Annotated in this window: 17 protein-coding genes; 10 read left to right on the forward strand and 7 right to left on the reverse strand. The window is 64.4% G+C overall.

Annotated elements, in window-relative coordinates:
* Positions 1-82 precede the first annotated feature (82 nt).
* Entirely contained in the window at positions 83-634 is a 552-nt protein-coding gene (locus AC0L3X_RS35905; protein ID WP_166342499.1) for a cytochrome b, read from the reverse strand.
* A 170-nt stretch (positions 635-804) separates the two neighbouring features.
* On the opposite strand from AC0L3X_RS35905, the gene murI reads away from it, so the two are divergent.
* The 8 genes from murI to AC0L3X_RS35945 all read left to right on the forward strand — a co-directional run bounded on the left by murI (position 805) and on the right by AC0L3X_RS35945 (position 6,308).
* Positions 805-1,602 (forward strand): glutamate racemase, encoded by a 798-nt coding sequence (gene murI, locus AC0L3X_RS35910; protein WP_166342500.1) that lies wholly within the window; start codon positions 805-807, stop codon positions 1,600-1,602.
* A 61-nt stretch (positions 1,603-1,663) separates the two neighbouring features.
* Positions 1,664-2,437, forward strand: coding sequence for an HpcH/HpaI aldolase family protein (locus tag AC0L3X_RS35915; RefSeq protein WP_028147477.1), 774 nt, complete (start codon positions 1,664-1,666; stop codon positions 2,435-2,437).
* A gap of 69 nt (positions 2,438-2,506) precedes the next feature.
* Positions 2,507-2,890 (forward strand): cupin domain-containing protein, encoded by a 384-nt coding sequence (locus AC0L3X_RS35920; RefSeq protein WP_038941991.1) that lies wholly within the window; start codon positions 2,507-2,509, stop codon positions 2,888-2,890.
* A 106-nt stretch (positions 2,891-2,996) separates the two neighbouring features.
* On the forward strand, positions 2,997-3,764 hold the full coding sequence (locus AC0L3X_RS35925) for a 2-oxo acid dehydrogenase subunit E2 (protein ID WP_166342502.1): 768 nt from the start codon (positions 2,997-2,999) through the stop codon (positions 3,762-3,764).
* A gap of 199 nt (positions 3,765-3,963) precedes the next feature.
* Entirely contained in the window at positions 3,964-4,581 is a 618-nt protein-coding gene (gene rpsD, locus AC0L3X_RS35930; RefSeq protein ID WP_071912408.1) for a 30S ribosomal protein S4, read from the forward strand.
* A 68-nt stretch (positions 4,582-4,649) separates the two neighbouring features.
* Positions 4,650-4,922, forward strand: a complete 273-nt coding sequence (locus AC0L3X_RS35935) for a hypothetical protein (RefSeq protein ID WP_354131441.1) — start codon at positions 4,650-4,652, stop codon at positions 4,920-4,922.
* Positions 4,919-5,143, forward strand: a complete 225-nt coding sequence (locus AC0L3X_RS35940) for a type II toxin-antitoxin system RelE/ParE family toxin (RefSeq protein WP_166342504.1) — start codon at positions 4,919-4,921, stop codon at positions 5,141-5,143. Before AC0L3X_RS35935 ends, AC0L3X_RS35940 begins: the two co-directional genes overlap by 4 nt.
* A 97-nt stretch (positions 5,144-5,240) precedes the next feature.
* Complete coding sequence (locus tag AC0L3X_RS35945) at positions 5,241-6,308, forward strand: threonine aldolase family protein (protein WP_208087609.1); 1,068 nt, start codon at positions 5,241-5,243, stop codon at positions 6,306-6,308.
* 102 nt (positions 6,309-6,410) lie between these two features.
* Here the strand turns inward: AC0L3X_RS35945 and AC0L3X_RS35950 are convergent, their stop codons facing one another.
* The 4 genes from AC0L3X_RS35950 to grxD are packed head-to-tail and all read right to left on the reverse strand — an operon-like array spanning position 6,411 to position 9,889.
* Positions 6,411-7,673 (reverse strand): serine hydrolase domain-containing protein, encoded by a 1,263-nt coding sequence (locus AC0L3X_RS35950; protein WP_439035185.1) that lies wholly within the window; start codon positions 7,671-7,673, stop codon positions 6,411-6,413.
* A 1-nt stretch (position 7,674) separates the two neighbouring features.
* Positions 7,675-8,961 carry a serine hydrolase domain-containing protein gene (locus AC0L3X_RS35955; protein ID WP_166342507.1) on the reverse strand — a complete coding sequence of 429 codons (1,287 nt, stop codon included), beginning with the start codon at positions 8,959-8,961 and terminating at the stop codon, positions 7,675-7,677.
* A gap of 46 nt (positions 8,962-9,007) precedes the next feature.
* Complete coding sequence (locus AC0L3X_RS35960; RefSeq protein WP_166342508.1) at positions 9,008-9,559, reverse strand: O-acetyl-ADP-ribose deacetylase; 552 nt, start codon at positions 9,557-9,559, stop codon at positions 9,008-9,010.
* A 3-nt stretch (positions 9,560-9,562) separates the two neighbouring features.
* Positions 9,563-9,889: a Grx4 family monothiol glutaredoxin gene (grxD, locus tag AC0L3X_RS35965; protein WP_085404302.1), complete on the reverse strand. Its 327-nt coding sequence runs from the start codon at positions 9,887-9,889 to the stop codon at positions 9,563-9,565.
* A gap of 239 nt (positions 9,890-10,128) precedes the next feature.
* Between grxD and egtB the strand changes: the two genes are divergently transcribed.
* A complete protein-coding gene (egtB, locus tag AC0L3X_RS35970) occupies positions 10,129-11,427 on the forward strand; it encodes an ergothioneine biosynthesis protein EgtB (RefSeq protein WP_166342509.1) in 1,299 nt (432 codons plus the stop codon).
* A 50-nt stretch (positions 11,428-11,477) separates the two neighbouring features.
* Positions 11,478-12,449 (forward strand): L-histidine N(alpha)-methyltransferase, encoded by a 972-nt coding sequence (egtD, locus tag AC0L3X_RS35975; protein ID WP_063982369.1) that lies wholly within the window; start codon positions 11,478-11,480, stop codon positions 12,447-12,449.
* A gap of 212 nt (positions 12,450-12,661) precedes the next feature.
* Here the strand turns inward: egtD and AC0L3X_RS35980 are convergent, their stop codons facing one another.
* On the reverse strand, positions 12,662-13,855 hold the full coding sequence (locus AC0L3X_RS35980) for a low temperature requirement protein A (protein ID WP_166342510.1): 1,194 nt from the start codon (positions 13,853-13,855) through the stop codon (positions 12,662-12,664).
* Between the two features lie 26 nt (positions 13,856-13,881).
* Complete coding sequence (locus tag AC0L3X_RS35985; protein ID WP_028147489.1) at positions 13,882-14,118, reverse strand: BolA/IbaG family iron-sulfur metabolism protein; 237 nt, start codon at positions 14,116-14,118, stop codon at positions 13,882-13,884.
* Positions 14,119-14,174 lie beyond the last annotated feature (56 nt).

Here is a 14,174-nt window from a genome sequence, read left to right on the forward strand (position 1 = left end):
CAGCGAAGCAATCCAGACTGCGACCGCGGAAAGACTCTGGATTGCTTCGCTGCGCTCGCAATGACGACGTGGAGGGACCGCCCTACCCCGCCTCGTCCGTCACCATCCGCGCCACGACGCGGTCGCGGCGGATGAAGTGGTGCCAGAGGGCAGCGACCACGTGAATCGCAATCAGCGCCAGCAGCACATAGGCAAAGAGGATGTGGCGGTCCTCATAGGCGCCCGCCGCCGCACGGTCGGGAGAGGTGAATTGCGGCACCTGAAACAGGCCGAAGAAATCGGAATAATCCGGCGTACGCGCGCCGGAATGCGCCCAGCCCAGCATCGCGACCAGGATGACCACGAGATAGAGCGCGCCGTGGCTGATATGGGCCGCGATCTTCTGCCAGCGCGAGGTTTCAGGCGGCATCGCCGGCGTCGGGTTGACGGCGCGCCAGACCAGGCGCAGCACGGTCAGCAGCAGGATCACATAGCCAATATCGGCGTGGATCGAGCGGTAAAAGAAGCGGTCCGGACGCGCCGGGATGTGGTTCATCCACCAGCCGAAGCCGATCATGGCGAGGATGGCCAGCGCCAAAATCCAGTGCAGCCACCGGGAAACGCTGCCCCAGCCGTTACTGGTATTTCTGATCATGTCGGCTCTCCGGAGTTTTGCGGATATGTCCCCCTCCGCAGCGCAGCTGCTGATAGCGGGAACTTGCGGCAACCGTGAAATTGAATCGTTCCAAATTGGTCCCAAGCGGGCCCCGCCGCAAAACCGCCCCAAAAACCGAATGGTAACCATGGTGCCCTTAAGGTAGCGACGTGACCTATTCCTCGACGATCCTGGTGTTCGATTCCGGCCTTGGCGGACTCACGGTGCTCCGCGAGGTCGTGGCCGCGCGCCCGGACGCGCATTACGTCTATGTCGCCGACGATGCCTTCTTCCCCTATGGCCACCACAGCGAGGACGAGATCATCGCCCGCGTCGTGCCGCTGATGGGCGAACTGATTGGCACCCACGATCCTGACCTCGTCGTCATCGCCTGCAACACGGCGTCCACCCTGGTCCTATCTCACTTGCGCGCCGCTTATTCCCTGCCCTTCGTCGGCACCGTGCCGGCGATCAAGCCCGCCTGCGCGCAGTCGAAGAGCCGCCGCGTCTCGGTGCTCGGCACCAAGGGCACGGTGAAGCGCGAATACACCAAGGCGCTGATCCGCGATTTCGCGCTGGGTTGCGAGGTGACATTGGTCGGCTCGCCCGAGCTCGCCTCGCTGGCAGAAGCCGCGCTCAGCGGCCATCCGATCAGCGACGGCGACATCCTCGCCGAACTCGCCCCCTGCTTCGTCGGTGATCCCGCGGACGCGACATCGCGCACGGACACCGTGGTGCTAGCCTGCACGCACTATCCGCTGCTGCTCGACCGGATGAAGACGCTCGCGCCCTGGCCGGTCGAATGGATCGACCCCGCGCCCGCCATCGCCCGCCGCGTCTCCGACCTGCTCGGCACGCAAATCGGCGGCATCGCGCAGTCCGGCGCCGAGATGATCTTCACCTCGAACCGCGTGCATGGTCTTTCGGCCACGCTGACGCCGTTCTTCGGCGGCCGCGCGCTGGCCTGACCTTGCGCCTCGACGGCGCGCTGCTAGGCTTCGCCGTCGCCATCTTCGCAGGTTCATCCCCATGCCGGTCCCCGCAACGCCGCTCAATCGCCTCCGCCAATTGTGGAGCGAGGGGCGCCCCGCCTTTGGCGCGATCGCGACGATCCCGAGCGTGCAGACCGTACAGATCATGGCGCGCTCGCTCGACTGGATCATCGTCGATCTCGAGCATGGCCCGATTGGCTTGACCGAAGCGCATGCGATGATCGCCGCCACGACAGGCACGCCATGCACGCCGCTGGTGCGGATCGCGGCGAACGAGCCGTGGCTTGCGAAAGCGCCGATGGACATCGGCGCCTTCGGCATCAACTTCCCGATGATCACCAATCGCGCCGAAGCCGAGAAGGCGGTGCGCAGCGTGCGCTATCCGCCGCGCGGCGATCGTCTCTGGGGTCCGTTCCACGCGCCGTTCCGCTGGGGCCAGTCGATGCCGGACTACATGGCCGGCGCCGACGACGAGATGATCTGCATGATCACCATCGAGCATGTCGAGGCCGTCAATCGCATCGACGAGATCATGGCGACGCCGGGCATCGACGTCGCGGTGATCGGCCCCGGCGATCTCGCGACGTCCATCAACAAGCGCGGGCAGATGGACGATCCGGAATTGCTGGAGCTGGTCGCCCGCGCCGAGGCCGGCATCCTCAAGAGCGGCGTGCCGATCGGCGGCGTGGCCCGCACCGCCGACCAGGCCAACGCCCTAGTCGATCGCGGCTATCGCGCGATCGCGCTGGGTTTCGACTGGTCGCTGTTCCAGCGCGGCATCATGGCGGCGTTCGAGGGAATCAAGCGCTGAACGAGCCGATCGCGGCCTTGCCGGGAACTGCGACGCTGCTAGGGTCGGCGGTTCCAGGGAGGAAGAACCATGCTCAAAAAGACTTTGCTCGCTCTCGCCTTCACCAGCCTTGCCCTCGCAGCCTTCGCCCAGCAGACCGGCATCAAGCGGACCCCACTGCAGAAGGTCGAATTTCCCGACGGCTACAACACCGTCACCGCCATCGCAGAGGTCCCGGCGGGCGGCGCGGCCGGACGCCATACCCATCCTGGGGTCGAAACCGGCTACGTGCTCGAAGGCGAGCTGAATCTCCTCATCGACGGCCAGCCGGAGAAAACCCTGAAAGCCGGGGATTCCTATCAGATCCCGGCAGGCGTCGTGCACGACGCCAAGGCTCATGGCGACAAGGCCATGAAAGTGCTTGGAGTTTACATCGTCGACAAGACCAAGCCGCTGGCTTCGCCGGCGCCCTGATGCGGCGAACCGACCGGCCCCAGGCGGGTTGGTTCGTGCTAGAGCACGCGGCGAGCGGGCCACCCGCTCGCTGCACATATTTTAGTCCGCAGGAACCGAAAGACCCATGCGCGGGACGCCCAAGACCATTTCGCTGCCGCGCCGCCTGATTTGCGACCTCATGCGGGCGTCGATGGACGTGCCATTCGTCTCGCTCTCCCGCCCCCTCAATATCCGCCCCCTGCTGGAGGCGCGTGCCGGAGCGATGGCGTCCGCCGGCTGGGCCGCGATGTTCGTCAAGGCCTTTGCCCTGGTCGCCAGGGACGAGCCGGTCCTGCGCACTGTCTACGCCAAATGGCCTTGGCCGATGCTCTACGAGCTGCCCAATAGCGTGGCGTCGGTGGCGATCGCCCGGGTCCAAGACGGCGAGGAATGCGTGATGCCGCAGCGAATCGCGGCTCCCGAAGCCATGGCGCTGGCCGCGGTGGACGCCGAAATCCGGCGTGCCAAGACGGCCCCGATCGACGATATCCCGATGTTCCGCAAGATCATGCGGGCCACCCGCCTGCCGCTGCCGCTGCGGCGGCTGTGCTGGGCGGTCGGGCTGAATTTCGGCCGACAGCGCGGCAACTGGTTCGGCAGCTTCGCGGTGAGCTCGGTGGCCGCCTATGGCGGTGGCGAGCTCCATCCCATCACGCCGGGCCCGTTCATCGTCAGCTATGGGGTGGTCGAGGGCGACCAGACCATCAATGTCGTGATCCGCTGGGACCACCGGGTCACCGACGCCGCCCCCATTGCCCGGGTCCTGACCCGGCTGGAACAGGTCCTGAACACTGAAATCGCTGCCGAATTGCGCGCGGCCGGGCCGAAGCCGATCCGGGCGGTCCGGACATGATTTCGGGGCTATTCGCATTGACAGAACGGCCCAAACTCACCTAAAAGCCGCCTGCTCGCGGGCCGATTTCGGCCCGCGAAGCGTTTCGCGACCCGTGGTCCTCTCCCTTAAGCTTTGGGGATCGGACCTGTCAGTGCCGGGCCCAGCCCGTCACACAGGAGGGCGCGTTTCCTCAAACCATGTACCTGAAGAGGACGCGATGACTAAGCGCAGTGAGGCGAAGTACAAACTCGATCGCCGTATGGGCCAGAACATCTGGGGCCGCCCGAAGAGCCCCGTCAACCGCCGCGAGTACGGCCCCGGCCAGCACGGCCAGCGCCGCAAGGGCAAGCTCTCCGATTTCGGCGTGCAGCTGCGCGCCAAGCAGAAGCTGAAGGGCTACTACGCCAACATTTCCGAGCGCCAGTTCCACGGCATCTATGTCGAGGCGAGCCGCCTCAAGGGTGACACCGGCGAGAACCTGATCGGTCTCCTGGAGCGTCGTCTCGACGCGGTCGTGTACCGCGCCAAGTTCGTCTCCACGATCTTCGCCGCGCGCCAGTTCATCAACCACGGCCACGTCAAGGTGAACGGCCGCAAGGTGAACATCTCGAGCTACCAGCTCAAGATCGGCGACGTGATCGAGGTCAAGGAAGCCTCCAAGCAGCTCGCCCACGTGCTCGAAGCCAGCCAGCTCCCCGAGCGCGACACCCCCGACTATCTCGAAGTCGACCACGGCAAGATGACCGCCAAGTATGTGCGCATCCCCGGCCTCTCCGACGTGCCGTTCCCGGTGCAGATGGAGCCGCATCTGGTCGTCGAATTCTATTCGCGCTAACAGTTCGGCAGAACGACATTCAAAGGCCCCGGTTCACCGGGGCCTTTTTGTTTGAGCCGGCGATTCCCATGTCTCAGGCCATCTGTGCTATGATTGCACATCGCGGAGTTGAGCATGACTCATCTTCTGGAAGAGGCCTTCAGCAAAGTTTCCGGCCTGCCCGTTTAGAGCAGGACGAACTGGCGCGGACCCTGCTTGAGCTTGCCGGGGTCGATCAGCCACCAATCCAGCTGACGGCGGCGGAAGAGGCAGATCTCGCCGAGGCCGAAGCCGAAATCGCCCGCGGCGAGCTGGCCAGCGGCGACGAAGTCCGCGCGATGTGGGCTAAGCACGGCCTGTGAAGGTCCGCTATACGAAGCGGGCGCTCGCCCAAATCGACCAAATTCTGACCTACATCGAGGCGCACTCGCCCCAAGGCACAGGCCACGTGCGCGGCCGCATTGTCGCTCTCATGGCATTGCTAGAGACCTACCCCCACGCAGGTCGAACGACTACGCGTGCATACGTCCGTCGCTTGCCGGTCAACCCTTATCCCTATCTGATCGATTATCGTGTGACCTAGACAGAAATCGTTATTATGCGGTTTCGTCACGCCGCCCGGCGTCCACCCAGAGCTCGCTGACCGCGAGCGAGTGCCATTCCCCTCAGGGAGCAAGTTGATGCTCTATACCCCTCCCCCGATCGATCCCAAGGCGCCGCCGGTGCGCATCAATCTGCTTTCGGACACGCAGACCAAGCCGACGGCTGCGATGCGCGAGGCGATGGCGCGGGCGGAGGTCGGCGACGAGCAGGTCGGCGACGATCCGACCGTGAACGCACTGTGCGAGCGCGTCGCCGCGCTGCTCGGCAAGGAAGCCGCGGTCTACATGCCCTCAGGCACGATGTGCAACGTCACCGCGACGCTGGTGCATTGCCGTCCCGGCGACGAGATCCTCGCCCACGAGAGCGCGCACATCATCGCCCGCGAGGGCGGCGCGCATGCCGCGATCGGCGGCTTCCAGGTGACCCAGCTCAAGGGACCCGACGGCCAGTTCACGCCGGAGACCTTTCGCAAGGCACTGCATCCGCGGACGCGCTACCAGCCGCCGCAGACCGTCGTCAGCGTCGAGCAGACCGCCAATATCGGCGGCGGCACGATCTGGAAGAAGGCAGCGCTCGACGAGATCGTCGCGATCGCCAAGCAGCACGGCCTCGTCACCCACATGGACGGTGCGCGCCTGCTCAACGCCACCGTCGCAAGCGGCATCTCCCCGCGCGACATGACGGCGGGGTGGGATTCGGCGTGGATCGATTTCTCCAAGGGCCTGGGCGCGCCGATCGGCGGCGTGCTGGCGGGCTCGCGCGCCTTCATCGACGCGGTCTGGCAGTGGAAACAGCGCCTCGGCGGCTCAATGCGGCAAGCCGGCGTCTGCGCGGCCGCCTGCATCTACGCGCTCGACCATCACGTCGACCGTCTCGCCGACGACCACGCCAATGCGCGCGCGCTCGCCCGCGGGCTGTCGCAGATCGCAGGCGTCGAGGTGCAGGAGCCCGAGACCAATCTCGTGTTCTTCAAGCCTGATGGCGCCGGAATTGCCGGCGACAAGATGGTCGCCGCACTGCGCCAGCGCGGCGTGACGCTCGCGATGATGGACGGCCGCATCCGCGCCTGCACCCATCTCGACGTCAATGCGGCCCAGGTCGAAGAAACGATCGGGTATGTCAGAGAGATCGTGCGCGGGGCGTAAGTCCGTAGCCCGGATGGAGCGCAGCGAAATCCGGGGTCCTCGCCTCGCGGAAAGATGTTCCCGGATTGCGCTTCGCTCCATCCGGGCTACGAAGGCGGCCAGCTACCGCCCCATCGCCTGATAGATCAGCGTCTTCAACGCGAGCTGAATCCGGCCGCGCTGCGACGGGGTCTGCACCATGAAGATCCCGAACAGATCGTCTTCGGGATCGATGAAGAAGAAGGTGCCGCCGACGCCGTCCCAGCGATATTCGCCAAGCGGCCACGATGTCCCTGATGGCACCGAGGTGCGCACCGCGAAACCGAGGCCGAAGCCGGAGCTTCCGCCCGGATAGTAATTCTGATCGCGCGCGATCTTCGTCCCGGGGCCGATATGATCCGACGCCATCAGCGCGATGGTCTCCGGCTTGAGATAGCGCCGGCCTTCATAGCTGCCGCCGTTGAGCAGCATCTGCGAGAAGCGCGCGTAGTCACCGACCGTACCAACAAGGCCGCCGCCGCCCGACTCCCACCTCTGCGGTTTCCGGGGATCGCGGACCTGCGTCATCGGACTGATCGCGCGATCCTGCGGCATCGGCTCGGCGATGCGCGGCCACTTGGCAGGATCGGCGACATAGTATGCGGTGTCCGTCATCCCGAGCGGATCGAGCAGCCGCTCCTTCTCGAACGCGAACAGCGATTTCCCCGATATGACCTCGACGATGCGGCCGAGCACGTCCGTGGAGTGGCCATAGTCCCAGTTCGTGCCGGGCTGTTCGGCGAGCGGAAGCGTGGTGATCTTCGCGACGAGTTCGGCGTTGGTCAAAGCTTTGTTGTCGAAGAGACCGGCGTCGGCATAGAGCTTGTTCACCAAGCCCCCGCCATAATAGCCGTAGGGCAGCCCGGCAGTGTGGCGCATCAAATCCTTGATCGTCACGGGGCGACTGAGCGGCTCCAGCGCCAGCGCAGCCTTGCCGTCCTCGGCCTTCGTCTCGACACCGACCTTCATCGCGCCAAAGGCCGGAATGTACTTTGCGACGGGATCATCGAGCGAGAGCTTGCCCTGCTCGACCAGCATCATCGCCATGACTGTCGTGACCGGCTTCGACATCGAATAGAGCCGGAAGATCGTGTCCGCGCTCATCGAGATCTCGGTGGCGACATCGCGGACGCCGAAATTCTCGTAATAGACCGGCTTGCCGTGCTGCTGGAGCAGCAGGATCGCGCCCGGAAAGGTGCCGGCTGCGACCTCGCTCCTGATGTAGTCAGAAACCTTTGCCAGACCTTCTGGCGAGAAAGTGTGGGCGCGCCCCTCGGAGCCCGCCTGCGCACCACCTGCACCGAACAAAAGAACGAGCGCCGCGATCAGCGCGCGGCGCCCGAACATGTCACTTCTCCATGGCTTCATAGACCAACTGCTTCAATGTCCGCTGCACGCGCTGGCGCTCGGTCGGGGTCTGCTCCAGCAGCACGAAGAACATGTCCTGCTTGGGGTCGATGACGAAATAGCAACCGGAGGCGCCGTCCCACTTCAATTCCCCGAGATCGCCGGGCGGCGGCGGCTTGGCGTTGCCGGGATCGGTGCGGACCGCAAGGCCGAGGCCGAAGCCGAACCCGTCGCCGGGGAAATAGAAATAGTCGCGACTGACCCCCGAGGTCGGGCCGACCTGGTCGGTCACCATCAGCTTGAACGTCTCGGGCTTGAGGATGGTCTTGCCGTCGAGGCTGCCGCCATTGAGCAGCATCTGCGCAAAGCGCTCATAGTCCGCCATGGTCGTAACCATGCCGCCGCTGGCGAATTGAATCTTTTTGACAACCGTCGGATCATTGATCCGGCCGACACGAAAATCGGCGTCATTCGGCACCGGCTGCGCCAGAAGCTTCTGCTTCTCGGGCGCGGTGACGAAGAAGCCGGTGTCGACCATGCCGAGCGGATCGAGCAGCTTCTCCCGCTCGATCTCGAGCAGCGGCTTGCCGGTTGCGACCTCCATGACTCGCGCCAGAATGTCGGTGGAGTGGCCGTATTGCCACAGCGCACCCGGCTGGTTGTGCAGCGGCAATTTTGCGATGCGCTCGGCGAACTCGGCGAGATCGAAATCGCCGTCGTAGATCTTGGCGTCGCGATAGGCCTTGCGGACCAGGCTGTCGCCGTAGAAGCCATAGGTGACGCCAGACGTGTGCGTCATCAGATCCTTCACCGTCATCGGCCGGCTCAGCGGCACGAGTTCGAGCGACTTGGTGCCGTCGTCGGCCTTCTTCTCGACGCCGACCTTCACATTGGCGAAGGACGGAATGTATTTCGAGACGGGATCGTCGAGCTTGATCTTGCCGTCCTCGATCAACTGCACCGCAACGACGGAGGTGATCGCCTTGCTCATCGAGAACAGGCGGAAGATGGTCTGGTCCGTGATCGGCGCCTTGCTCACCACGTCCTGCACGCCGAAGGCTTCGCGGAAGACGGGCTTGCCGTGCTGCTTGATCAGCACTGTCGCGCCGGCGATCTTGCCGGTCGCGACCTCGTTATTGAAGAACTCGCTGACCTTGGCGAGCTTGTCCTGATTGAAATGCGCGCCGGCCGGAATCTCGTAGGTGCCTTCGGCGCGCGCGAGCGACATCGCACCCAGCGACACCAGTGCGCCGCAAATCAACGCACGCAGTCCGAAATGTGAATTCATATCCCCTCCCCGGAAGGTGGCCGAGCGGAGTGTACTGACCACGTCATCAGGCACAAGGGCTGCTGTACCGCGCCAGAACGTCCGTGTGGAGCGCGGCGCTTGTCTCCGAGAAACAACAGAATATGACGTGGGTGACCAGCGGCGCAGCCGGCAGGGCTTCAATGGTCGTGTGGACCGCAATCTTCGCGGCCTGGTCGGCCGGAAAGCGATATACCCCGGTCGAGATCGCGGAGAAGGCTAGAGAGTTCAGTCTATTGGCCTGGGAGAGCTCAAGCGCACGGCGATAACAGGAACGCAGCGAATCCGCCTCGTCGCGGCTGCCGCCCTGCCAGACGGGGCCGACTGCGTGGATCACATGTCCCGCGGGCAGACGGTAGCCCTTCGTCATCTTGGCATCGCCGGTCGGACATCCCCCGAGCGTCCGGCACTCGGCCAGAAGCTCGGGACCGGCAGCGTCGTGGATTGCGCCATCAACGCCGCCTCCGCCAAGGAGAGACGAATTTGCGGCGTTGACGATGGCGTCAACGCCGAGTGTCGTGATGTCAGCGACGATAACCTCAAGCTCGGCGCCGCCGATGCGGCGCGTCAGCTGGGTCACGTGTCAGGCCGCGACGGCGACGCCCTTCTCGGAGAGCAGCTGCTGCAGTTCGCCGGCCTGGAACATCTCGCGGACGATGTCGCATCCGCCGACGAACTCGCCCTTCACATAGAGCTGCGGAATGGTCGGCCAGTTCGAGTAGTCCTTGATGCCGTTGCGCAGTTCGGCGGATTCGAGGACGTTGAGGCCCTTATAGCCAACGCCGATATGGTCGAGGATCTGGACGACCTGGCCGGAGAAACCGCACTGCGGAAACTGCGGCGTTCCCTTCATGAACAGAACCACGTCGTTCGACTTGACTTCGTTGGCGATGAATTCCGCGATGCTCATATCCGTGTCCTTCTGGGGCGGAGCCCTCAACAATCACTCCGGGCCGGCTCAGCCGATTTAACCCGATACCTGCCTATATATGTAGCCCAAACCGTTGTGCATCCAAAGTAAAATGGCGGCGAACAGCCCCTTGGGGCCGGTCCAGGCCACGCCGGCCCCATTACATGATGCCACGAATATCATCGCCGGGGAGGACTTTCATACCGTAACGGAGCCCCTATCTAGGACGAACCCAGGTTTTGGAACCGGGCAACGCCAACAACGTTCTCTTGTCCTGTCTGGAGAAAAACGTGACGAAATCAGCCTCCGCTACGGCCACCCCGCCGCTTTCGTCACCGTCGGCCGACCCGCGCGGCCTCGCCCAGGGGCTGGAAGAGGCATTTCTCGCCGTCCGCAACGAGACCGAGCGCCGGGCCGAGCCGCTGTCGCCCGAAGACCAGCAGATTCAATCCATGCCGGATGCGAGCCCCACGAAATGGCATCGGGCCCATACCACCTGGTTCTGGGAGCAATTCCTGCTCGGCGAGCACGCCCCTGGCTACCGGCCCTTCCACCCTGATTTCGCTTTCCTGTTCAATTCCTATTACGTCAGCGCCGGCCCGCGTCATTCCCGCAATCACCGCGGCGACATCACCCGTCCCAGCGCCGATCAGGTCGGCGCCTATCGAGCATATGTCGATGCGGCCGTCGTCAAATTCTTTCGCGAGGTTGGCGCGGACAAGCTTCGCGAGATCGCACCGCTGGTCGAGGTCGGGCTCAATCACGAGCAGCAGCATCAGGAATTGATGGTCACCGACATCCTGCATGCCTTCGCGCAGAACCCGATCCCGCCGGCCTATGATCCGGACTGGCGCTTCCCGGCTTCGACACGCGCGGATGAGGGTTGGCTGACGCTGAACGAGGGTATCCACACGGTCGGTCATGTCGACGACAGTTTTCATTTCGACAACGAGAAGCCGGCGCATCGCGCCCTCGTCGGTCCGGTCAGGGTCGCACGCAATCTCGTCACCAATGGCGAATGGCTCGCCTTCATGCGCGACGGCGGCTACCGGACCGCAACGCTGTGGCTGATGGACGGCTTTGCCACCGTCAACAACGAAGGCTGGGACGCCCCCGGTCATTGGCGCGAGATCGACGGCCAGTGGCACATGATGACGCTCGCCGGTCTCAAGCCGGTCGATCCGGACGCGCCGGTCTGCCACGTCAGCTATTACGAGGCCGATGCGTTTGCGCGCTGGGCCGGAAAGCATCTGCCCACCGAGATGGAATGGGAGGTTGCTGCGCGTGCCGGCCAGCTCAACGACGCCTTCGGCATTGTCTGGCAGTGGACGCGGTCTTCATATTCGCCCTACCCCGGCTACCGCGCCATCGAAGGCGCGCTCGGGGAGTACAACGGCAAGTTCATGATCAACCAACTGGTGCTGCGCGGCTCCTCGCTTGCAACTCCCGAGGGCCACAGCCGTATTACCTATCGCAATTTCTTCTATCCGCACCATCGCTGGCAGTTCACCGGACTGCGGCTCGCCGATTACGTCTAGTTTTCATCCGACGATAAATGCGCGCCGGACAGCGCGTTCAGGAGAGTATCATGAATGTGCACGCCAGCGCTTTGGCCGAAGCCCATCTCCCCGACGAGCAGACCACCGCCTTCGCCCGCGAGGCCATCGAGGACCTCTCGCAGCAGCCGAAAAAGCTGTCGCCGAAATATTTCTACGACGCCACGGGATCGGAGCTGTTCGAGGCGATCACGCGTCTGCCGGAATATTACCCGACGCGCACCGAGCTTGCGATCCTGAAGGAGCGCGGCAGCGAGATCGCGAAGATCATTCCGCAGCATGCGGCGCTGGTCGAGTTCGGCGCCGGAGCAACCACAAAAGTCCGCCTGCTGCTCGATCACTGCAAGTTCGCGGCCTATGTGCCCGTCGACATCTCCGGTGACTTCCTGAAGGCGCAGGCCAACGGCCTGAAGCGGGACTTCCCGACGCTCGGCATCTATCCGGTGGCGGCCGACTTCACCACGCCGTTCGAGTTGCCCAAGGCAGTCGCGTCGATGCCCAAGGTCGGCTTCTTCCCCGGCTCGACCATCGGAAATTTCGAGCCGCATGAGGCGCAGGCCTTCCTGAAGAGCGCCCGCAAGATCCTGGGCAAGGGCGCGCAGATGATCATCGGCGCCGACCTCGAGAAGGAAGAGCGCGTCCTCCATGACGCCTACAACGATGCCGCCGGCGTCACCGCCCGCTTCAATCTCAATGTGCTCGTGCGCATCAACCGCGAGCTCGGCGGCAATTTCGACCTGTCCGCCTTCACCCATCGCGCGATCTACAACCGCGAGCGGCACCGGATCGAGATGCATCTCATCAGCAAGAAGAGCCAGACCGTGCGCCTGCTCGGCACCAGCTTCTCGTTCCGCCCCGGCGAGAGCATCCACACCGAGAACAGCTACAAATACAGCCTCGAGCGTTTTGCTGCGCTGGCGCAGGGCGCGGGCTGGCAGGTGCGCGAAAGCTGGACGGACGCGGCGAAGATGTTTTCGGTGCACGCGCTGGAGGCGGCGGAGTAAAGGCTCCGTTGAATCTGAGAGCGGTTTCCTGCGGCACATCCTTCGAGACGCCCGCCTTCGGCGGGCTCCTCAGGATGAGGACGGAGCGCGCGGCAACAGTTTCAACGGGCGCCTATGCCGATTAGCCTCATCCTGAGGAGACCGCGCAGCGGTCGTCTCGAAGGACGAGGCGTGCGCTCAGACAGCTCTACGAGGACACGTGCGGCCGGAGCTCAATGCGCCTCTGCCTCCTCCGGCTTCGACCCCAGCGACATCGACTCCCAGACTGCGACCACGATCATGATCACGGTCGACGCGACCGACAGCCAGAGTGGCGAGAGATCGGCGGCGAACCACCACAGCACCAGTAGCAGGATGATGCCGATGCCGTGGGAGAGCTGGAGGAAGCCGCGGATCGCGTGCTTGAACAGGATGGTGCCGACCAGGAACACCAAGGGACCACCGACCGTGCTCACGATGGTCCTGATATCGGAATGGCCGGTCGGATGCTTCAGCACCAGCTCGTCCGACACCGCGGTCAGGATGATGCCGGCGACGATCGGCATGTGCAGATAGGTATAGGCCATCCGTGCCAGCCGGCCGGATTCGGTGGATTTCGAGAGCCGCTCGGAGCCAGCCTCCGCGCCCTTGTGGAAATAGACCCACCACATCGCGATGGCCCCGGCCAGCGCCGAGACGAAGGCCAGGATGTTATCCGCGGTCCACTCCAGCTCGGCGAAGGTGGCACCGTTGACGACGACGGCTTCACCGAGTGCGATGATGATGAAGCCGGCGCAGCGCTCGGCCATGTGGCCGCCCTCGACGGCCCAGGCCTCCACCGACGAGAAGCCGAGCTTCGGGACCCAGAAGCGCACCGCGGGCGAGACGTATTCGATCGCGAGCGCCGCGATCCAGAACCACAGCCGCGCCTCGTCATGGGCGAGACCGCCGAGGATCCAGAAGATCGCGGAGCCACAGAGCCAGACCAGAATGCGGATCGCGTTGTGCCGGACGGCCGTTCGATGGCGCGGGGTCGCGAACAGCCAGAAGGCGGTGCGTCCGACCTGCATGGTCGCGTAGGCGATCGCAAACCACAGGCCCCGCCCCTCGAACGCGGTCGGGATCGTGGTCGACAGCACGAGGCCGCCCAGCATCATCAGGAAGATCAGGATGCGGACCGGGGTCAGCTCGGGATTGAGCCAGTTGGTGACCCAGGCGGTGTAGACCCACACCCACCACACCGCGAGGAACAGCACCGTGACGTGCACCGCGCCGAGCGGGGTGAAATGGTGCAGCAGCGTATGCGAGACCTGCGTGACGGCGAAGACGAAGACGAGGTCGAAGAACAGCTCGGCATTGGTGACGCGGCTGTGCTGGTTCGGAGCGATGACGCGAAACATCGCGCCGCGAGGATTGTCCGCAGCCATCGTCATCCCCCCGTCACGCGATCAGATCAGGCCCCCGGTACCCCGGTTTGCAGCGCCAGCGCATGCAGCACGCCGCCCATCTGGCCTTGCAGGGACTGATAGACGATCTGGTGCTGCTGGACGCGGGACTTGCCGCGGAAGGATTCCGAGATCACGGTCGCGGCATAGTGGTCGCCATCGCCGGCGAGGTCACGGATCGTCACCTCGGCATCGGGGATCGCTGCCTTGATCATCGCCTCGATATCGTGGGCGTCCATGGGCATTCGGGTCTTGCTCCTGTCTCGGCTTCGAATCGCTTGCCGGGGTCCCCGGACCGGCA

The organism is Bradyrhizobium sp. MI1.7 (genome assembly GCF_055811795.1).